Raw genomic sequence first — 21,403 nt, 5'->3', positions numbered from 1 at the left:
CAATAATAGCTGCGAGCGTATACCAAACGTTTTGACAGAATTATAAAATAAAGGAATATAATAGGGAGCCCATAAATGCTTCCTATTATGTTTTTTAAGAATGCTGCACTGACACAGAAAAATGTATAGCGTTTTCTAAAAAAGAGTATCTTTTGAAGGATAAAAAAATATACCAGTTTAAAATCATATCCTAATTAAAATAATAATTATGAGAACATTAAAACCCTTATTCACCTTACTATTTTTAGCCGTTTTAAGTTCGGGTTACAGTCAAAAAGTTTTTACAGAAAAAGACATTCAAATCATTCCAAAACCTAATCAGGTGGTTTTACAATCAGGATCATTTGAGTTTTCTAAGAATACCGTATTTGTTGCTGCAACAGATTTTCAAAAAGACATTTCAAACGCTTTAATAAACAAATTTGGAGCTGCAGCAGGCTGGCGCCCAATTATTGGAACAAAAGCACCAAAGAACAATTACATACAGTTTAAAGTTGATTCGAATCTTCACAACGAAGCCTATAGATTAGAAATCAATAACAATACAATTACTGTTACAGCAAAAGGTAACGCAGGTTTTATCTACGGATTAGAAACGATTAGACAATTACTTCCAACTGCAATCGAAAGTAAACATGCTGTTACAATTGTAAAATGGGAAATTCCGAATGTAACGATTACTGATGAACCTCGCTTTCAATGGAGAGGTTTAATGTTGGATTTATCGCGTCATTTCTTTGATAAAAATTATATTCTGGCAACAATCGATCGCTTGGCAATGCACAAAATGAACGTTTTACATTTGCATTTAGTAGACGATCAAGGCTGGAGAATTGAAATTAAAAAATATCCAAAACTAACAGAAGTTGGTGCATGGAGAGTCGATCAGGAAAATTTAGCATGGAATGCAAGATTGCTTACAAACCCTGACCAAAAAGGTACTTACGGCGGATTTTTAACACAAGAGGAATTAAAAGAAATCGTAAAATATGCTACTGCAAAAAATGTAGAAGTTGTTCCAGAAATCGAAATGCCGGCACACGTAAGCAGTGCAATTGCTGCGTACCCAGAATTGGCTTGTTTTGATCAGCGTATTGGAGTGCCGTCTGGTGGATTATGGCCAATAACGGATATTTACTGTGCAGGAAAAGAATCTACATTTGAGTTTCTTGAGAATGTAATTGATGAAGTAATTACAATATTCCCTTCAAAATATATTCATATCGGCGGTGACGAAGCAACAAAAACAAATTGGGAAAAATGTCCGCATTGCCAAAAAAGAATGAAAGAACACGGCTTAAAAAATGTTCATGAACTGCAAAGTTATTTTGTAAAAAGAATGGAGAAATACATCAATTCTAAAGGCAAAAAACTTATTGGATGGGATGAAATTTTAGAAGGCGGATTAGCACCAGAAGCTACCGTAATGAGCTGGAGAGGAACTAAAGGAGGAACAGAAGCAGCACAGCAAGGTCATGATGTTATTATGACTCCAGAATCTCCTTGTTATTTTAATTTTTATCAAGGTCCTCAAAATGAAGAGCCATTAGCTTTTGATGCTTACAATCCTTTAAATAAAGTTTACGAGTTTGATCCTGTTGTATCTGGAATGACACCGCAAGAAGCGGCACATGTTTTGGGCGGGCAAGCTAATTTATGGGCCGAATTCCTTTCGGCGCCAAAAGACTCGGAGTATATGATTTTTCCAAGATTAGCTGCTTTATCCGAAGTTTTATGGAGTTCTAAAGAAAGTCGCAATTGGAATGACTTTACAACCAGACTAGCACCATTATTAAAACGATACGATTACTTGGGAATCAATTATGCAAAAAGTGCCTATTTAGTTACAGCAGTTTCAAGTGCAGATATAGTGAAGAAACAAATTAATGTGACTTTAAAAAATGAATTTCCAAATCCAGATATTCGATATGTTTTAGGTAATAAAACGTTGGACATAAACGCTCTGAAATATACAAATCCGATTCAGTTTAATCAAACAACAGTTTTAAAAGCTTCTTTATTTCAGAATGACAAACCAGTTGGAAAAACCTTTACAGACACTATTGTATTCCACAAAGCAGTAGCGCATAAAGTCAATTACTTAACACCATTTAACAACAGTTATAAAGGGGACGGTCCTTTTACAATGGTAAATACAATTCGCGGATCTAAGAATTTTCATGATGGACAATGGCAGGCTTGGCTTGTTAACGACATGGAACTTGTTATTGATCTAGAGAAGCAGGAAAGTGTACAAGAAGTGATTATTGGAACTTTAGAAAGTCAAGGTGCAGGTATATTTTTTCCAGTACAAGTAAAAGTTTTAGTTTCAAACGATGGCATCAAATACAAAGAAGCAGGTAAAGTATCGCGTCCTTATGCCTCTAATCCTACTTCAGAGTTAAAAGATTTTAAAATCAATTTTGAAAAAACCAATGTTCGATTCATAAAAGTAATAGCGTCAAACTTAAAGAAAAGCCCGAGAGGCGAAAGTTCTTGGTTGTTTGTTGATGAAATTCTAGTGAATTAAATAATAAGAAATAAACTATGTCAAAGTTTTTAACCAAAGATGTAAGGAACTTTGATAAAAGCTTAAGATTGAAGTTAGTTTGCGCATTTTTGTCATTTCGACGAAGGAGAAATCTTCGCGAGTAGCTCTACAAAGATTGTCGCTTTTGATTGTGGAGTTTCTTTCTAAGATTTCTCCTTCGTCGAAATGACAATGATCGTGGTTATTTAGTGTAAAACTAAAGTTCCTTGCAATCTAAGTTCAAATTTTTGCAGTAAAACCAAACCAAAAAAAACAAACCAAAGATGAAAAAAGTAATAGTATTAATCGCAGTATTATTTTCTGTACAAATGTTCTCTCAGGCTATTTATGAAGACGAACGTTACGTGCCGGAAACAGATCCATTAGTTTTAAAAAATCTAGAGCAATGGCAAGGTAAAAAGTTTGGATTGTTGATGCACTGGGGAACATATAGTCAATGGGGAATTGTAGAATCATGGTCAATTTGTCCTGAAGATTATGGATGGTGTGAACGTAAAAAAGGAAGCAATCCAGGTAATTACAGTCAATATGTAAAAGAATATGAAGGTTTAAAGAAAACCTTTAATCCAACAAAGTTTGATCCTGTAAAATGGGCAAAAGCAGCAAAAGGAGCGGGAATGAAATACATGGTTTTTACCACGAAACATCATGACGGATTTTCGATGTATGATTCTAAATATACTGATTATAAAGTAACTGATAAAGAATGCGCTTTCAGCAGTAACCCAAAAGCGGATATTTTGAAAGAGGTTTTTAATGCTTTTAGAAATGAAAGTATTTCTACAGGAGCCTATTTCTCTAAGCCGGACTGGCACAACGAAAACTACTGGGATCCTTATTTTCCTCCATTTGACAGAAACGTAAATTATGATCCAGCGTTATATCCTGAAAAATGGCAGAAATATGTTGATTTCACCCATAATCAAATTTTAGAAATTTTAACCAATTATGGAAAAGTTGATATTTTATGGCTTGATGGCGGCTGGGTAGAAAAAGGAGATCAGAAAAGTATAAATGAATATTATAAATCAAAGTTTTTAGAAAACACTTCTAAAAATGGATTTATAAAACATAGAGTGGTAAGCCAAGATGTTAAAATGGATGAATTGGTTGTAAAAGCGCGTCAGAAACAGCCAGGTTTAATAGTGGTTGACAGAGCTGTTCACGGTAAAAATCAAAACTACTTAACACCTGAAAACCGTGTTCCTGAAAAAACACTTCCTTATCCTTGGGAATCTTGTATTACTTCTGGCGGCGGCTGGTCATACACGCCTGATGCAAAATATATGACAGGCAGACAAGGAATTCATATGCTTATTGATGTAGTTGCAAAAGGCGGGAATTTATTGTTGAATGTTGCTCCAAGTCCAGAAGGAGAATGGCAGCAGGGAGCTTATGATTTGTTAGCTTCTTTTGGAGACTGGATGAAAGTTAACAGCTCTGCAATTTATGATACAAAACCTATCGCACCTTATAAAGAAGATAATATTTGCATGACACAAAATAACGCCGGAAACGTTTTCTTGTTTTATTTAGCCAAAGAAGGAGAACAGAAAATTCCTTCAGAAGTTGTTGTAAAATCTATAAATCCAAAAAAAGGTACAAAAATCTCGATGTTAGGTTTTAATAAACCATTAAAATGGACGAAATTAGCGGACGGATTTAAAGTTACAATTCCAGAAAGTTTAAGTGCTAATTTACCGTGTAAAGAAGCGTGGACTTTAAAGATTGAAGCGATTAACAAATAAGAATATGTTTTTAAGAAAAAAGAGAATAACACAAACAGCATGCTTTTTTAGTATGCTGTTTTTTAGCATAAATACTTTTGCACAGCAACCTGCAGATTTTGTAAATCCGCTTATTGGAACTTCCAATTATGGAGCTACTTTTCCTGGGCCTATTGCGCCAAGAGGAATGGCAAGTATCAGCCCGTTTAATGTGGCAGGATCTCAAAATCCGTTAGAAAAAGACAGTCAATGGTTGTCGAATCCTTATGTAAATGAGAATACATTTTTAACAGGATTTAGTCAAGTAAACTTAAGTGGTGTAGGCTGTCCAGATTTGGGTGTTATTATGTTAATGCCAACGACTGGAGCAGTAGAAACCAATCATTTAAAATACGGTTCAACGTATTCTAAAGAAGTGGCGAAAACAGCATACTATAGTGTAAACTTAGACAAATATAATGTTAAGGGTGAATTTACGGCTTCAAAAAGAGTAGGAGTAAGCAAATTCACTTTCCCAAAAGGGCAATCTAATATTTTGTTGAATCTAGGTTTAGGATTAACAAATGAAGAAGGTGCAATGGTCAAAGTAGTTTCATCGACAGAAATTGAAGGAATGCGTTCTGTTGGATCATTTTGTTATAATAGTCCTGAAGATGCTTATCCGGTTTATTTCGTAGCTAAATTTTCTAAGCCAGCTGACCATTTTGGTGTTTGGAAAAATACAACAAAATACAAAGGTGTCGAAGCGCAATGGATGGGATATAATGGTAAAACCCGAATAATGAAAAATACAGTTAAGACCGTTGTTGGAGACAGCATTGGAACTTATTTTTCGTATAATTTTGACAAAACTGAAACAGTCGAAGTTAAAATTGGAGTTTCTTATGTAAGTGTTGCAAATGCCCGTGAGAATCTGGAAAAAGAAACGGCGTATAAATCATTTGATGATGTGTATAAAGAAACATTTAACGAATGGAACGAAGAACTTTCTAAAATTTTGGTAGAAGGTGGTTCGTATCAGGATAAAGTTATTTTTTACAGCGCATTATATCATACTTTAATTCATCCAAATACATTAAATGATATTAATGGCGAGTATCCCAAAATAAAAAGAACAAAGGTTGGAAGAACCAATGATACACGTTATACAGTGTTTTCGTTATGGGATACCTATCGAAATATGCATCCGTTAACTTCTTTAGTTTATCCAAAACAGCAATCTGATATGATAAAGAGCATGCTGCAGATGTATGATGAAAATGGATGGCTGCCTAAATGGGAATTAAACTCGACAGAAACATTTACAATGGTTGGAGATCCAGCTAGTATTGTTATAGCAGATGCTTGTTTAAAAGGTATTCAGGATTTTGATATTTACAAAGCATATCACGCCATGCTGAAAGGAGCAGATCAAATTGAAGAAAATCCGCTGCGACCTGGGCTTAAAGAATACATTCAAAAAGGATATTTGTCAACAAATTATCATGGATCAGTTTCTACAACAGAAGAATATAATGTTTCAGATTATGCGATTGCACTTATGGCAAAAGCTTTAGGAGAAAAAGAAGATTATAAGCGTTTTTATAAACGATCATTATCGTACCAAAAATTATATGATAAAGACTTAAAATTACTTCGACCAAGAACACCAGACGGAAAATGGTACGAACCTTTTGATCCTAACGCAGGAGCTAATTTTCAGGAAAATGTTGGCTTTATAGAAGGTAACGCGTGGCAATATGCTTTTATGGTTCCGCATGACATAAGAGGACTTATTAAATTAATGGGCGGAGATAAAGTTTTTTCGGAACAATTGCAAAAAGTGTTTGACATAAAACAATTTGATATGGCAAACGAACCAGATATCGCATATCCTTATTTGTTTAACTATGTAAAAGGTGAGGAGTGGAAGAGTCAGGAAATGGTTAAGAAATTGGTCAGAGAATATTTTAAAAATGAACCAAAAGGATTACCTGGAAATGATGACACAGGAACTATGTCAGCTTGGTTGGTTTATTCTATGATGGGAATTTATCCAATATCACCAGGAGATCCAATTTACACTATTACGACACCAATGTTTGATAAAGTAACAATTAAACTAGATTCAAGGTATTACAAAAAAGATAATATTGTAATTGAAAGGGTAATGAATACAGATGGAAAAATCAAAGAAATTCAGTTAAACGGAAAAACATTAAATAGCTTCTTTATGAATCACGATGATTTTGTAAACGGAACAACATTAAAAGTAATTCAGGAATAAGAGGAATAAAAAGTTTAATTAACCCATTGAGTGTAATTGTTAGAAAAGCAATCTAAGACATAGAAACACCGTTCCAATCTCGAATAGGATTATGTATAAAAAGAAGACAAAAACATGTTTCTTTGAGGTAGCATAATCTCGAAGCCCAATGTCATTAAGAGAAGCTTTTTTTAGTATTAAATTAATTGAATAGCCTCCAACTTTAGCTGGAGTTGCTTAATGTTCATAACAATAAGGCTTTAGCCAAATCACGCATTTTTGGCTAAAGCCATTCTGGTTGATTTTATATAAACTCCAGCTAAAGCTGGAGCCAATTCAGGAAATGTAATTACAATTAAAAAAAAAGGACTTTCAATTTTGAAAGTCCTTTTTTGGTTCTATTAATTTATGTAAAAGAAAACTGGATTATTTCGTTTTTACACCAATTTCAGCAACAGTAATATATCTGCCGTCTACAGTTGTTTTTCCTGTAAATTTAATATATCTGGCTTTCGCTGATGCTTTTATAGTAATGTTTTGCTCAACAAGATTGCTTTTGATATTAGCAAATTCACCTTCAGCAATTGTAGTCCAATTTGTATTGTCGCTGCTTACTTGCCATTGGTAATCTTTCACAATTCCGCCAGTTCCGTTTTGGCGAGGTAAATACGATAAAGATTTGATCTCCAATTCTTGTCCCATATCAATAACGATGAATTGCGGCAGAGGCATTAACGATGTGTTGTCTGCGGTACTCCAAATAGTTTCTGCGTTTTCATCAATAGCATTTGATGTTTGTTCATTTTCGAATGAAGCAGTAACTATTTTCCAGTCCTTTTTACAAACATTAAAGGATTGAATTGCAGTTTCACCAGATTTCATATCTATTCCGAAAGATTTGGCTTTAATATCGCCAGAAGTTAAAAACGAAAAAGCTTCTTTATAAATTGGTGAATGCATAGTAGGTTCAGTTCCGTCAGTTGTATAATGAATTTCGTGTACAGCAGATTCTGTTGCAATCGAAACCATTCCGTCTCTGCTTCTTTTAATTTTTGGTACAGCCAGCTGTTCAGGTTCTTTAAATACACCAATATCACTTAAAGTAATGCAAACAGGAGATTCTACAATGCGAATTCTCAATTTTAAAGTTGAGATATAATTAGGTAAACGCACCAGTCTGTTAGCACCAATACTTGTAGCTTCGCTTATTTTTTTCCATTTTCCATTGACAAAAGCGTCAATTTCGATTTTTTCAATACGTTGTCCAAGTTTAATATTTTCTCTTAAACGAATGATATTAAAAGTTTGTTCTTTATCCCATTCTAAAATTACAGAAGCTTTTTTTACATCATCACTTGTAGCCCAATACGAATAACGATCGTTATCAGTAAGATTTTTAGGTCCGTAAAATATTTGATTGTCACCTCGAATTTCCGAAGCAGTAACTACAGCAGATTGTGCAAGGTTATTAGAAAATGTCTGCTTTAAGAAATCTCCAAAATCTTTTAATGCTTTAACATCATTTGGATGCAATATGCCTTCTGTAGTTGGCGCAAGACCAATATCCATACCAGCACCACGACCTACAGATTTACAATAAATCTCAAACAACTCCGAAACTGATTTTACGTGATTATCTTCGTTAGCATGATAAAACCAGCCATTTCTAAGCGGTACATCACACTCAGCAGGTTTCCAATACTTACCATTTCGAGTTCCAGTTGGTGCTTTTTCGTAATTAGTTTCTCCAGGAACAGCCACTGTTTTTCCAGCTATTGGTTCTGGAGTAAAAGTAGCCCATGAAGTTTCATCTGCAAAACCTCTTTCGTTTCCTACCCAGCGTACTTCGCCGTTATCAGAGAAGATAACAGCTTCTGGCTGTAATTCTTTAGAAATCGCCCATGTTTTATCCCAATCATAATAAGTAGCACGGTCGATACTTCGGCTTTCTTTTTTGCCTCCGTAATAACCGTCACCGCCATTTGCGCCATCAAACCAAGTGATGAATAATTTACCATAGTTCGTGTATAATTCTCTTAACTGATTTCTGTATTTAGTAACATACTCAGGTTTTCCATAATCTTCATTATTTCTGTCCCAAGGCGAGCAATAAAGTCCGAATTTCATTCCTGCATTACGTGTTGCTGTTTCAAATTCTTTTACCATATCGCCTTTTCCATTACGAAACGGACTTGCACTAATGTTGTAAGCAGTTGTTTTTGTCGGCCATAAACAAAATCCATCATGATGTTTAGCCACAAAAATAACGCCCTTAAAACCACCAGATTTTGCTGCGTTTACAATTTGACTGGCATCAAATTTTGTTGGATTAAATATTTTAGGATCAGCGTCTCCATATCCCCATTCTTTATTTTGGAAAGTTGTAGGCGTAAAATGGACTAAAACATATTGTTCTATTTCATGCCAGCGCAGTTGCGGTTCGCTTGGCAGCGCGCCGTAAGGTGCAGGAGCACTTACTTTTTGAGCTGTCACAGATAAAAAGGCAAGACATCCCAAAATTGTTATTAATTGTTTTTTCATCTTTAGAATTTAATAAATTTAACCCATTGGGCGTTATTGTTTTTAACACATGGTCTCGATGCTTTGGGATAGATTTGTTACTTTAAAAAAATGCATTTCGGAAATTTAAATGACACATAAGCATCTATATGGGAGAAACGTGTTTCTTTTTTGTATTCTTTGGTCGAAACCTAATATCTATGTTTCTATGTGTTAAATAAAATTATAATGAATTATAGGTATTTGTATGTTTAGCTGTTAAATCACTTTAATCACAACAGCTTCTTGTGCTGCTAAAGAAGTTCTAAGTTCTTGCGGAATTGTAACTTCAATACCGCCGTTTACTTTTTTACCAGTTAGTTTTTGTTTAGAACCCAATAAAGAGACTTTTAAAACGCCTTTTTTATCCGTTTTAATAGTGATTGATGCTGGAAGTTCTTTTTCCTCTTTTGCTGGCATATAAATACCGTAAACAGCATTTCCTTTTTGTGTATATCCAACTTTTCCATCTAGGTAAGGAGCAACAGGTTTAGTATCGTAAATAGCTTCGCCATTTACAGTTAACCATTTTCCAACATTAGCTAAAGTAGTTTCAATTTTTGGATCAAATTCTCCTTTGGCATCTGGACCAACGCCTAATAATAAATTTCCACCTTTAACGACAATGCTCGTCATTAACTGAACTACTTCTTTTGAAGATTTATAATGATCATTTGGCACCCATCCCCAAGCTCCGCCAAGAGTAATGCAGCTTTCCCAAGGCACGCTTAATGGTTTTTCAGGTGTTTTTTGTTCCGGCGTTAAATAGTTTTCATATTCACTCGGAACCCAGCGGTCTACCACTAACATTCCCGGTTGTTTCTTGCGGGCAGTTTCTGAGACTAATTTCATATCAATATCCATATCATAAGGATATTTGCAAAATTCTTCTACTTTTTTATTTATAGTTGAAAGCGGTCGAACCCAGCAGCCGTCAAGCCATAGTATATCAACTTTACCATAATTTGTGGTCAATTCGTTCAGCTGATTTTGGGTGTATTGCACATAACTTTTCCATCTTTCTGGAAATTTAGTAATGTCATAAGTTGGGTTTCTGTCTTTTGGCGGATAATACGGCCACCAAAAAGTTTCAGTTGTCCAGTCAGGCTTAGAGAAATAAACACCAACAGCCAAACCTTCTTTTCTTGAAGCATCTAAAACATCTTTCAGCACATCGGCTTTTGCGTTTTTGCTATAAGGCAATTCGGGATTTGTGATTTTAAAATCAGTAAATTTCGAATCATACATACAAAATCCATCATGATGTTTGGAGGTAAATATCATATATTTTGCCCCCGCATTCTTGAACATTTTAGCCCACTTTTCTGAATTTAGATTCGTAGGATTCAGTTTGTATTTTGTATTTCTATAATCAGTTGCATATTTGTAATAATCGTTGTAACCATCTCTAGTTACCCAGTCTTCTGGAGCTAATCCCCAAGATTCAACCGTTCCTAACTGAGTGTAAAGTCCCATGTGGATTAATACACCAAATTTGTAACCCTGCCATTTGTCAAGATTGGCTTTTACCAATGGATCTTTTGGTGCAATATAACCTGCTTCTTCAGATTTGTTTGCTTCCATACTGAAATCACCTTGGGCATGCAGAGAAAAAGCGCTGGCACAGACTAATGCTGTAAATAATAACTGGAATTTATTTTTCATTGTGGTTGTTTGTTTTATCTATATTTGGTTAGATAGCTTTTTATTTAATACTCGTTGGATGTTATTAATTTCAACACATAGTTCTGAAGTTTCGGGACTATGTGTTGAAGAAATTTATAGTATACATAAGAGATACTTAGAAACGAATCAATAACAAGTAGTATGTTATTTAAGATAAAAATCAGGATCAATTAAGCGATTCCCGGTTTCGTCATAAACGGCGTAGTTAAAACCGCTTTGAACGCAGTATGAACCGTAATCTCCTTTTTTATTCAAGGCAATAAAACCAACCTGAATATCTTTTAGATTTTTATTTCGGTTTTTCATCAATTTTACAACTCTTGAAACAGCTTCTTCACAAGCTTTTTGTGGTGATCTTCCTTGGCGCATTAATTCAACAACCAAGTGGCAGCCTGAAATTCTAATTACTTCTTCGCCATGACCAGTTGCTGTTGCGGCACCAATTTCATTATCAACATATAAACCAGCACCAATAATAGGAGAGTCGCCTAAACGTCCGTGCATTTTAAATGCCATACCGCTTGTCGTGCAGGCTCCTGAAAGATTTCCTGCTGCATCGAGTGCAATCATACCAATAGTATCGTGATTTTCGATATTTGCAATTGGTTTATATTCGGATGTTTTTAACCATTCTTTCCATTCACGTTCTGAATCTGGAAGTAATAAATTTTCTTTAGGGAAACCTTGAGACAATGCAAATTGAAGCGCTCCATCGCCAACAAGCATAACGTGAGGTGTTTTTTCCATCACAGCACGAGCAACAGAAATAGGATGTTTTATATACTCAAGACAACCCACAGAGCCAATATTAGACATTTCGTCCATAATACAAGCATCCAGAGTTACACGTCCGTCACGATCAGGTCTTCCGCCGTAACCAACACTTCTTTCTTTTGGATCAGCTTCTGGAACTTTTACACCTGCTTCTACGGCATCTAAAGCGCGTCCTCCTTTTTTCAACACTTCCCAAGCAGCTTCATTGGCCTGCAGACCAAAACGCCAAGTCGAAAGTACAATTGGTTTTCTTACTTTTCCGTCAGTAACTTCATTTTGTTCCGCAAGTTCTCCCGCTCTTCCAGCAAAAGAACCAAATGCAACAGCCGCAGATGCCATTGCCGTTTTTTTTAGAAAATTTCTACGATTTGTCATTATTATCTATTTTTTGAATCTGATTGTTGAAAATCAGAAATGGGTTTATTTTTAAGCTTCATAAAGTAAGCTTGCAGCTCCTAATAAAGCGGTAGTTTCATTATCTGTCGAAATAACCAGTTCAATTTCAATTCCTGATTCTTCTAATTTTTCTCTAAGAACATTTAAAAACAAGTCTCCTGCATTTGCAATTTTTCCTCCAATAACCAGCATACTAACGTTAAAACTTTTCAACCACGGAATTATAATTTCGGCAAGATCCTCTCCAAATTCAGTAAAAGCCTGAATCGCTTTTTGATCTCCATCAACAGCCAAAAGATATAAGTCCAATCCGCTATTAACATGTAGGCCGGTCAAATTATGATAGCCGGAAAGCAATGCTCTTAAAGAAACAGCATCTTCCGCCATTCCGTTTTTATAAGCAAGATTCCATATTTCTCCATTTGGCGGTACTTTTTGACCAGTGCTTACAATTTTTCCTTTTTTTATAAAACAGGCACCGAGACCAGTTCCTAAAGTAACTGCCATAACATTTTTAGGCAGGTTTTCCATGTTTTTGTAAACTTCTCCTTTGCCAAAGCTTTTAGCATCATTTTCAAAAACAATAGGAAGGTTTTGATCAAAATCAAAACGTTCTCTCAAAAGGTCTTTAATATTTAGACCATAAAAGTTTTCATATTTATCTTGGTCTTTAATCCAGCAGGTTCCTTCTTCATAATCAAACGGACCAGGAATTGCCATAGCTATTCCAGATAAATTCTCTAGTTGTGGTTTTTCTAAAACTGCACGAATGGCATTTTCCCAGAAATCCATTACTTCATTGGTAGGCAGATTTGAATCAAAAGAAACCTTAAAAAGGGATTCTTTAAAAACTTTCATCTCATTAAGATCAACAACTGCAGAAGTAATATGTGAACCGCCGACATCCATCGCTATTGCAAATCTTTTTTCCATTTTTTTAGTTTTGTTCTATGTTATTTTTCGTTTTAGTTTTTATACTCAAAAAGTATTGGCATCCTAGAAATTGTTTATTCTTTTTTTGAATACTAATTTGCAGTTCATGTATTGCAAACTAATTAACAGGGTTGCCAAAAGGTTGTTTATTCTGTGTTAAACGATTACCGTTTGTTTTGTATTCTTTAATTTTTCGTTAAAAGTAATTGTTTTTTGTCTAAATACTAAATCGTATTAGTAAATAAATACCAGTCTTTCTTTTTTGAGTCTAAAATCATGATTTTGCGGTTTTTAAATTGCTGTTTGCTGTTTATTTTTGAAAAAATTCAAGCGTTTTCGCAGACCAGTCATTGTCGAAGAAACCGCTTACTTTCATATTAGGTAAACCATTCAAAAGCAAATCAGTTTTAAAGATCATTACATCAGGAAAACCTGTAATTCCAGAAATATAATTATTTGCCCAAGTTGCTTTCATTCCTTTTTCTGAAGTTCCAGCCACAACACCGACCATAGCAGTTTTACTGTCATTTCTAGGTACCACAAAATATGCAGCTAAATCGGATCCTTTCAATACTTTACTGCCTATTCTTACCTGCTGATTATCAATTTGAATAGGAGCGTTTTTTAGTACTAATTTCCAAGCGCTATTATTAGAAGCATTACCATAAATAATTACGTTTCTATCTTTGTATTTATCCAATGAAAACTCGCTGTCGGCAATCACATCAATACTTCCGTTTCCTCTATAATAAAAAGTTTCGGCATCAAAACGAGCTCTGTTTAAGTACCATTCGCGCTCAGAAGCTGATCCGCCTGTAGCATAAACAAAAACCACATTGTTATTAAAAGCAAATTTGAAACCGCCTTGACGATCACCATATTTTTGATTCGTATTGATTTCGTTAATCAGAGACCATTTCTCATCTTTTAAAGCCAGAATTGCTTTCTTGTCAGTTGCTGCTTTTAAGATTTGATCGTTGATGTTGATTGTGATTTCACCTTTTAAATCTAACGAAACCAAGTCAAGTTCCATTATAGAAACATTTTTCGTTTTAATCGCAATTTGATCTTTTTCTATTTTTGCATTAATATTAGAAAAATCAAACGGAAGAATCTGCTGTTGCAGTTTTATCCAATAATCAGTCGAAGAAACAGCAGGAGAAGCCGTATGAAAATCAATTTCTTTAACTTCTTTATTCGCTGGAATTGTTTGACGTTTGAAAAATTCGAAAATAGGGAACCAATCTACAGAATGATCTCCATACCAATGTTCTCCGCCTGGATATTCATAATAACAAAAGTTGGGATGGAAAGTTCCTAGAATTTCTCGCATTTCTCGCACTTGCGAAATCGGAACAGTCGAATCGGCATCGCCATGCAGCATATAAACACCAGATTGTTTTAAGTTTTGAACAAGACTTCTAACGCGACCTGAGTTAGCAGAACGTTTGATAGGTTCATAAGCTTTAAACATATCGTGCATTTCATCGCCTTTATCAAAACCATAAGTTGCGATATCAGGATAAGAAGCACAAGGCGCAATTGCGGCAAATTTACTTGGATATGTAGTTCCTAGAAACCAAGTTCCGTGACCACCCATTGAGTGACCTGTTAAGTAAGTTTGAGCAGGAATAGTATTGAATACTTTTTTAGCTTCGGCCAAAACTTCCATTGCATCGATTCTTCCCCAGTCTTCCCAGTTAAAACCAAACGGACGTCGGTTTGTTGCAGCAACAATATGCGCCCAGTCTTTTTGTTTGTAAGCTCTTGCTTGATTTCTAGCTTCAACAGAAGCGCCATGAACCGAAAGTATTAAAGCTTTTGGACCGCTTTCTAGTGCAGGAGCGATACTGTAATATTGTACGCTGTTGTCGACCTTACTTACAAAAGTACGCTCATGATGCACCGTTGCAGATCGCTGTTGAATCGGGAATTCGGTTTTGTCGATTACCTTTCCGTTTTTATCTGTAAGTGTTAATTCGATTTTTAATTCGCCCGTAAAATTGGCTTTTGCGGCAGGAACTTTAAACTTAACTTTTCTAACAAACAAAGGCATAATAGCATCTGTTGCATAATTCGCAGTTTCTCCGCTTGATAATTTTGCTTTGATAACAAGGTTTTTTAGCTCTTTTTCCGTTGCATTTATAACACGAACAGAAGCCCATTTTTCGTCATTTTCACCATTAATAACATCTGGAAGTGTCAAGTCACGTTTGGTAAACTGTATACTTTTTGAAGGTACTACAAGTTTTGATTTTACACGTCCAAAACGACCTTTTGTGTACACAAATTCATTTATGCCTTTACGAAGTTTAAACGGAATCAATGTATAACCGAAATCATAATGATCACCTTCATGCGGGAAACCATTTATATAAGTACGCGTGCCGCCGGTTGTTTCGAGCAGTACGATTTGTTCTTTTGGTGCATTATATTCCGTAAATAAAAATGCCGATCTCATATCCTTGCCGCTAAAAACGCCGGCAGAATCAACTTTAATAGGCTGCCAATCTTCTTTTTGTTTGTTCGGATTTACAAATTTTCCAACCGAATACTGCCAAGCTACAGGATCTTGTCCGTTAAAAAGTGTTCCTGATTTTTTATCAGCGGGAAGCGTAAAACCAGTACTGAAATTACATAGAACGTTCCCCTCAGCGGTTGTAACAATTTTTTCTTTTCCAAAATATTCAACAACATTACCAGTAGTTTTGGTTTGTGCGACAGCGTTTGCACTCAAACCAATAAGGAAAATCACGAGGGCTTTTTTCATTTTTTTTAGTTTTAGTTTTTTCAATTTTACTCCAAAATCACTTCAAAATAAATTTTAGCTAAAAATTTAAATTTGAGAAGTAAAAAATGATGAATTGTATGGTATTAATGAAAGGTTTTGTTTTAAAAGAAAGCCTTTCTTTATTTTATTTTTTAGTTTTTTTTATGTTTTTGAGAAATCTCTGCCTAATTATAAACTCCTTTTTTTTTCATATAATCACCTCTGTTTTATCTTTGATTATTTGCATAATCTGCCAATAGATCAAGGTAAAGCATAGAAAAAATAGTGCTGTTTTTTTTGTAATAAATGAAAATTAATTACTCATTTTCGTCTTTATTTTTATATTTTTCAAACTTAGTAAATCGATTTAGTATTCTCGTATGAATTTTTTATTATTTTTGTTTTTTGGGAAATTTAAAATTATATCTAAAAAAAATAAGTGATTAATTCGATTTTATCCTTATTTAATTATTAATTATCATTACTATTCTGAAAATGAAAATTGTAAAGACTAACATTGCTTCTTATACCAATACATCGCTGTCTGTATTCTCGCGTGAAGAATCTTTTTTTCAGTCACCTTTTCATTCACATCCAGAATTTGAGTTGGTATATATTTTAGAAAGCCACGGGAAAAGAATTATCGGAAATTCTGTTGAATCGTTTGAATCTGGCGATATGGTTTTTTTGGGAGATGATATTCCGCACGTTTGGCTTAATGATGAAATTTTCTATAAAGGAATTAATAGTTTAAAGGCGAAAGCGATTGTAATCTATTTTAGTAGAGATCTTTTTGGAACGTCTTTTTATGAACTTCCCGAAGCGCAGGAAATTAAGAAGTTTTTTTCGCAAGCAATAAAAGGAGTTTCAATTACTGGACAAACAAACGCTGTTGTTTCTAAAAAGTTAGAGAAACTGCTTAAGAAAAAAGGCTTTGAAGTGGTTATGGGACTAATTGAGATTATTTTTCTTTTGTCAAAAAGTAAAGATTTAAGATTTATCAATGACAGTTCGTATGTTTCGGTAAGTGATGATAATAAAAATGACCGCCTGGCGGAGGTTTTTAAATACGTAAAATCAAATTTTAAAGAAGAAATATCACTCGACGAAATTTCTAAAATTGCCAATTTAACGCCTACATCGTTTTGTAGAATGTTTAAGGCTAAAACTAAAAAACCTTTTGTAGAATATCTTAATGAAATTCGAGTTTCTAATGCTTGCAAATATTTAATCGAAACAGATTTAGGCGTTTCTGAAATTGCCTATGAATGCGGTTATAAAACAGCTTCAAACTTCAATAAGCTGTTTAAAAAATTAATTGGTACAACGCCAAAGGAATATAGAAAAAAGGCATTAGTCTAGTTTTAAGATTCTACAATTTGTAAATACGGGCAAAATTTATCTAGTTCTTAAAAAAGAAAAAGGTAAATGCATTCCTTTTTATTAAAGCTGTTTTATTTCTGCAAGAAAATAGAAACAAACAGTTTGAATTTATAAAGAATAAAAAGCAAATATTCTTTTAAAAGGCTAAAAAAATCTTGATTGCATTATTTTTTCTTTCTTTTTTTATGAAATTAATTGTAAAGATAATAAATGCTTAATTAATGATAATTTTGGAGTAATATAAGACTTAATAATACGATAATTTTATTTTTTTGAGATTGCATCAAAAAAGAGTGTCAAAATATATAAAACGATTTAGTAAATAAGTTAGTTTTTGCTTCAAAGAAAGACACTCTGTTTTATAATAAGGTATAAGTTTAGAAAGAGGTATAATTCGTTTGGATGCAGCTTTTTATTTTAACACATAGTCTGGATAACTGTCAGGATAGATTTATATCTATAGAAGAGTACAAAGAGAAACACATTTTTTTTACATAGGTGTACTCTGTGTATTTTGATTAAGTGAAACGCCTTTTTTAAAGAGTTAGAGTCTATGTTTTTATGTGTTAAATTAATTGCACTCAATTGGTAAAAATATAATTATAGAATATGAAAAGCAGATTAAAACTAGTATTATCCGTTTGTTGTTTTGCCGTAGGAACTTTGTCTCAGGCGCAAGGAGATATTATGCCGGAAAATGAAAAAACACCTGCAGATACTTATATTGCTCCAAAGGATAAAGCTGTAAAAGAAAACTTGACCAAATGGCAGGATTATAAGTTTGGAGTGCTTATTCATATGGGATTATACAGTCAGCTTGGAATTTGCGAATCGTGGGGATTGGCTCCAGAAGATTGGGTGACCCGCAACGGTTATGATGATTATGATTCTTTTGCTTCAGATTATCGCGGAGCACGATTTAGCTTGAATCCTGTAAATCTAGATTCAGAGAAATGGGCAAAAATGTTTAAAAGTGCCGGTGCAAAATATTTGATTTTTACATCAAAACACCACGATGGATTTTGTATGTACGATTCAAAATTTACCGATTTTAAGATCACAAATCCGAATTTGCCAAATGCTAAGAATGCAAAACCAGACGTATTAAGAAATGTTTTGGATGCTTCTAGAAAAGAGGGATTGTCGGTTGGAATTTATTTTTCGAAACCAGACTGGACTTCACAAGATTTTTGGTGGAAGTATTATCCGCCAAAAGATCGAAATCCAAACTATGATATAAAAGCGCATCCTGAAAGATGGCAAAACTTTGTAAAATATACCCAAAATCAGTTAGACGAATTAACAACAGATTATGGTAAAGTTGATATTCTTTGGCTTGACGGAGGCTGGGTTCGTCCAGCAAAACAAATTGAAGGAAAAAAGAACCGTCAGAACTTAGATATCGATATGAAATTAATTGCCGAAACGGCACGTAAAAAACAGCCGGGACTTATTGTTGTTGATCGCTGGGTGCCGGGTGAATATGAAGATTATCTAACTCCTGAACGCAAAGTACTCGAAAAACCAATTGCGGTGCCATGGGAAAGCTGTGTAACACTTGGCAATGATTGGGGCTGGGTGCCAAATGATAAATATAAATCAGGAACAGAAGTAATTCAATTACTAACAGGAATTGTGGCTAAAGGTGGTAATTTACTGCTTGGTGTTGGTCCTGACGGAAAAGGTGATTTTGAACCTAAAGTACAAAAGGCATTAGCCGAAGTTGGAAAATGGCTGGATGTAAACGGTGAGGCGATTTATGCTACAAAACCAATTGCCCCTTATTCGGAAGGTAATTTGTATTATACTTCAAAAGGAGAAAAGACAGTTTTTGGAATTTATCTTCCATCAGTAAATGAAAAAGAAATTCCTTCTGAAATTATTATCAAGAATGATTTAAAAGGCAAATTAAATGTTGTGCTTTTAGGAAGTAAAACAAAGTTAAGTTATAAAAAAGTAAGCGGTGGAATCAGCGTTTCGGTTCCTAAATCGCAGCGTGCAGAATTAGCAAAACAAGCTGGTATTGTTATTAAAGTAAGCGCTTAATAAGTAGTTTTATTTTAATTGTTTTTAATTGAAAATAAATGAATTTAGATATTTTATCTAAAGTTTTAAATAAAGTATATGGTAACTCAAAAATATTGTCTCGCATTAGATTTAACTGAAGATCCGATTTTAATGGCAGAATACAAAAAGTATCACGAAAAAATCTGGCCGGAAATCACAGAAAGCATCACCAATTCTGGTATTGAGAATCTGGATATTTATTGTGTTGGCAACAGAATGTTTATGATTATTGAGGCGAATGAAACTTTTACTTTTGAAAGAAAAGGAGAAATGGATGCTAATAATCCTGTAGTGCAAAAATGGGAAGAATTGATGTGGAAATATCAAAAAGCATTGCCTTGGGCAAAAGAGGGTGAAAAATGGATGTTGATGGATAAAATATTCGATTTGCATGAAAATAGATAGCCATCAGCATTTTTGGAAATACCATCCTATAAAAGACGCTTGGATTACTGACGATATGAAAGTGATCCAGCAGGATTTTATGCCTTCAGATTTGGAACCTTTATTGATAAAAAATCAGTTCGAGGGCTGTGTGGCAGTTCAGGCAGATCAAAGTGAGGAGGAAACAGGTTTTCTTTTAGATCTTGCCAAAGAAAATGTTTTTATAAAAGGTGTTGTTGGCTGGGTGGATTTATGTGCTGAAAAGATTGATGAACGTTTAGAATATTATACTCAGTATGAAAAATTAAAGGGATTCAGACACATTGTTCAAGCTGAAGCGGATCTTGATTTTATGCTGCAGGAAAAATTTCAAAACGGAATTTCGAAATTGATAAAACACAATTTTACTTATGATATTTTGATTTTTCCTAAACATTTGGAGAATGCTGCAAAATTAGTTGAGAAGTTTCCAAAACAAAAATTTGTTATCGATCATTTGGCAAAACCAGATTTCAAAAATAAAGAATTCAACGAGTGGGAGAAAGGAATTCGAGCAATTGCAAAATTTCCTAATGTAATGTGTAAGGTTTCAGGTTTGGTAACTGAGGCTGACTGGAGTAATTGGACGCGTGAGGATTTTACATATTGCTTAGATGTGGTTACTGAAGTATTTGGAATTGATCGCTTGATGTTTGGCAGTGACTGGCCTGTGAGTTTGCTTGCGGCTTCGTATTCGTCTTCCTGCGATATTGTTGAAGATTATTTTTCGAAGTTTTCGAGAGCAGATCAAGATAAATTTTGGAGCAGTAACGCTATTAATTTTTATCAGTTACAAAAATAATTTAAGACTTGGATAAAAATATTTAACACATAGAAACATAGTCCCTATCTCGAACCGTCGGGACGGGATGCGTTTTAAAAAGTGAAACGCCTTTTTGTGTAGAGTTAAAAAACTATCCCGATAGCTATCGGAATTATGTGTTTAAATTTAAATTCTAATTAAAAGGTTTCGCAAAAAACAACAACAAAAACTAACTACCTAACTAACCAAAATAAAGAATAAATGAACCTTAATCTAAAAGACAAAATAATTATCGTAACCGGCGGGGCAAAAGGAATTGGACTAGGAATCTGTAAGGTTCTGGCTGGTGAGGGAGCTATTCCTGTGATAATTGGAAGAGATGATGCCGACAATCAAGCTGCTATAAGACAAATTGAAGCGGAGAACGGAAAAGCTTTGTCTGTAGTAGCAGAATTAACTAATCCAGAGGCTTGTAAAACGGCTATAGATCAAATTGTTGCTTTATACGGCCGCATTGATGGATTGGTGAATAATGCAGGTGTAAATGATGGTGTTGGTTTAGAAAGCGGTAATTATGAAAAGTTTATTGCATCAATTCACAAAAACCTGACGCATTATTATTTGATTGCGCAGCACGCTTTGCCGGAATTGAAAAAAACAAAAGGGGCAATTGTAAATATAGGTTCAAAAACTGCCGATACTGGACAGGGAAATACATCGGCTTACGCGGCTTCAAATGGCGGTCGTAATGCTTTGACTCGTGAATGGGCGGTGGAATTATTAAAATATGGAATACGTGTTAACTCGGTTATTGTGGCTGAATGTTACACGCCTTTATACGAAACATGGATTAATACGCTTGAAAATCCAGAGCAAAAATTAAAAGATATTACAGCCAAAATTCCGTTAGAAAACAGAATGACAACTGCAGAAGAAATTGCAAATATGACCGTATTCTTATTGTCTGATAAATCAAGTCATACAACAGGGCAGCTTATTTATGTTGACGGTGGATATACACATTTAGACCGTTCCTTGTAGCGAATCAAATTTGCTTTAACAACAAGAATTTTTGCATATACAAGCAAACAATATTGCCTTAACAATACCAAAAAAACTGAATAAC

At 34.3% G+C, this 21,403-nt stretch carries 13 protein-coding genes; 8 read left to right on the top strand and 5 right to left on the bottom strand.

The genetic code is table 11. The features are described 5' to 3' along the window. Nucleotides 1–208: 208 nt before the first annotated feature. The 3 genes from NLG42_RS18000 (at nucleotide 209) to NLG42_RS17990 (ending at nucleotide 6,544) form a co-directional block, all read left to right on the top strand. On the top strand, nucleotides 209–2,530 hold the full coding sequence (locus tag NLG42_RS18000; protein ID WP_257681790.1) for a glycoside hydrolase family 20 protein: 2,322 nt from the start codon (nucleotides 209–211) through the stop codon (nucleotides 2,528–2,530). A gap of 284 nt (nucleotides 2,531–2,814) precedes the next feature. After that, on the top strand, nucleotides 2,815–4,299 hold the full coding sequence (locus tag NLG42_RS17995) for an alpha-L-fucosidase (RefSeq protein WP_257681789.1): 1,485 nt from the start codon (nucleotides 2,815–2,817) through the stop codon (nucleotides 4,297–4,299). Between the two features lie 4 nt (nucleotides 4,300–4,303). Beyond that, nucleotides 4,304–6,544 (top strand): GH92 family glycosyl hydrolase, encoded by a 2,241-nt coding sequence (locus NLG42_RS17990; protein WP_257681788.1) that lies wholly within the window; start codon nucleotides 4,304–4,306, stop codon nucleotides 6,542–6,544. 405 nt (nucleotides 6,545–6,949) lie between these two features. Here the strand turns inward: NLG42_RS17990 and NLG42_RS17985 are convergent, their stop codons facing one another. The 5 genes from NLG42_RS17985 to NLG42_RS17965 form a co-directional block, all read right to left on the bottom strand. Beyond that, entirely contained in the window at nucleotides 6,950–9,064 is a 2,115-nt protein-coding gene (locus tag NLG42_RS17985) for an alpha-L-fucosidase (RefSeq protein WP_257681787.1), read from the bottom strand. A 237-nt stretch (nucleotides 9,065–9,301) separates the two neighbouring features. Further along, entirely contained in the window at nucleotides 9,302–10,747 is a 1,446-nt protein-coding gene (locus NLG42_RS17980) for an alpha-L-fucosidase (protein ID WP_257681786.1), read from the bottom strand. Between the two features lie 165 nt (nucleotides 10,748–10,912). After that, nucleotides 10,913–11,917 (bottom strand): isoaspartyl peptidase/L-asparaginase, encoded by a 1,005-nt coding sequence (locus NLG42_RS17975; RefSeq protein ID WP_257681785.1) that lies wholly within the window; start codon nucleotides 11,915–11,917, stop codon nucleotides 10,913–10,915. A gap of 51 nt (nucleotides 11,918–11,968) precedes the next feature. Continuing rightward, nucleotides 11,969–12,871, bottom strand: coding sequence for an ROK family protein (locus NLG42_RS17970; RefSeq protein ID WP_099718510.1), 903 nt, complete (start codon nucleotides 12,869–12,871; stop codon nucleotides 11,969–11,971). A 310-nt stretch (nucleotides 12,872–13,181) separates the two neighbouring features. Beyond that, the gene (locus tag NLG42_RS17965; RefSeq protein WP_257681784.1) at nucleotides 13,182–15,641 is read right to left on the bottom strand and encodes a prolyl oligopeptidase family serine peptidase; all 2,460 of its coding nucleotides are present in this window, start codon (nucleotides 15,639–15,641) and stop codon (nucleotides 13,182–13,184) included. A 495-nt stretch (nucleotides 15,642–16,136) separates the two neighbouring features. Between NLG42_RS17965 and NLG42_RS17960 the strand changes: the two genes are divergently transcribed. From NLG42_RS17960 to NLG42_RS17940, 5 genes are all read left to right on the top strand, one after another. After that, a complete protein-coding gene (locus NLG42_RS17960; protein WP_089056369.1) occupies nucleotides 16,137–17,003 on the top strand; it encodes an AraC family transcriptional regulator in 867 nt (288 codons plus the stop codon). Between the two features lie 630 nt (nucleotides 17,004–17,633). Next, nucleotides 17,634–19,070 carry an alpha-L-fucosidase gene (locus tag NLG42_RS17955; protein ID WP_257681783.1) on the top strand — a complete coding sequence of 479 codons (1,437 nt, stop codon included), beginning with the start codon at nucleotides 17,634–17,636 and terminating at the stop codon, nucleotides 19,068–19,070. Nucleotides 19,071–19,148: 78 nt separating this feature from the next. Then, entirely contained in the window at nucleotides 19,149–19,496 is a 348-nt protein-coding gene (locus NLG42_RS17950; RefSeq protein ID WP_089056367.1) for an L-rhamnose mutarotase, read from the top strand. Further along, nucleotides 19,483–20,316, top strand: a complete 834-nt coding sequence (locus NLG42_RS17945) for an amidohydrolase family protein (protein ID WP_257681782.1) — start codon at nucleotides 19,483–19,485, stop codon at nucleotides 20,314–20,316. Before NLG42_RS17950 ends, NLG42_RS17945 begins: the two co-directional genes overlap by 14 nt. Before the next feature lie 222 nt (nucleotides 20,317–20,538). After that, nucleotides 20,539–21,318 carry an L-fucose dehydrogenase gene (locus NLG42_RS17940; RefSeq protein ID WP_257681781.1) on the top strand — a complete coding sequence of 260 codons (780 nt, stop codon included), beginning with the start codon at nucleotides 20,539–20,541 and terminating at the stop codon, nucleotides 21,316–21,318. Nucleotides 21,319–21,403: the final 85 nt, after the last annotated feature.

It is taken from the genome of Flavobacterium plurextorum, assembly GCF_024638035.1.
GTDB lineage: Bacteria > Bacteroidota > Bacteroidia > Flavobacteriales > Flavobacteriaceae > Flavobacterium > Flavobacterium plurextorum.
This window is presented reverse-complemented; position numbering and strand designations above follow the sequence as displayed.

Excerpts from the sequence above, each read along its gene's own strand:
- NLG42_RS17955 (WP_257681783.1), top strand. The coding sequence starts at position 17,634 with ATGAAAAGCAGATTAAAACTAGTATTATCCGTTTGTTGTTTTGCCGTA.
- NLG42_RS17965 (WP_257681784.1), bottom strand. The coding sequence starts at position 15,641 with ATGAAAAAAGCCCTCGTGATTTTCCTTATTGGTTTGAGTGCAAACGCT.
- NLG42_RS17990 (WP_257681788.1), top strand. The coding sequence starts at position 4,304 with ATGTTTTTAAGAAAAAAGAGAATAACACAAACAGCATGCTTTTTTAGT.
- NLG42_RS17985 (WP_257681787.1), bottom strand. The coding sequence starts at position 9,064 with ATGAAAAAACAATTAATAACAATTTTGGGATGTCTTGCCTTTTTATCT.
- NLG42_RS18000 (WP_257681790.1), top strand. The coding sequence starts at position 209 with ATGAGAACATTAAAACCCTTATTCACCTTACTATTTTTAGCCGTTTTA.
- NLG42_RS17995 (WP_257681789.1), top strand. The coding sequence starts at position 2,815 with ATGAAAAAAGTAATAGTATTAATCGCAGTATTATTTTCTGTACAAATG.
- NLG42_RS17945 (WP_257681782.1), top strand. The coding sequence starts at position 19,483 with ATGAAAATAGATAGCCATCAGCATTTTTGGAAATACCATCCTATAAAA.
- NLG42_RS17975 (WP_257681785.1), bottom strand. The coding sequence starts at position 11,917 with ATGACAAATCGTAGAAATTTTCTAAAAAAAACGGCAATGGCATCTGCG.
- NLG42_RS17980 (WP_257681786.1), bottom strand. The coding sequence starts at position 10,747 with ATGAAAAATAAATTCCAGTTATTATTTACAGCATTAGTCTGTGCCAGC.
- NLG42_RS17960 (WP_089056369.1), top strand. The coding sequence starts at position 16,137 with ATGAAAATTGTAAAGACTAACATTGCTTCTTATACCAATACATCGCTG.
- NLG42_RS17950 (WP_089056367.1), top strand. The coding sequence starts at position 19,149 with ATGGTAACTCAAAAATATTGTCTCGCATTAGATTTAACTGAAGATCCG.
- NLG42_RS17940 (WP_257681781.1), top strand. The coding sequence starts at position 20,539 with ATGAACCTTAATCTAAAAGACAAAATAATTATCGTAACCGGCGGGGCA.
- NLG42_RS17970 (WP_099718510.1), bottom strand. The coding sequence starts at position 12,871 with ATGGAAAAAAGATTTGCAATAGCGATGGATGTCGGCGGTTCACATATT.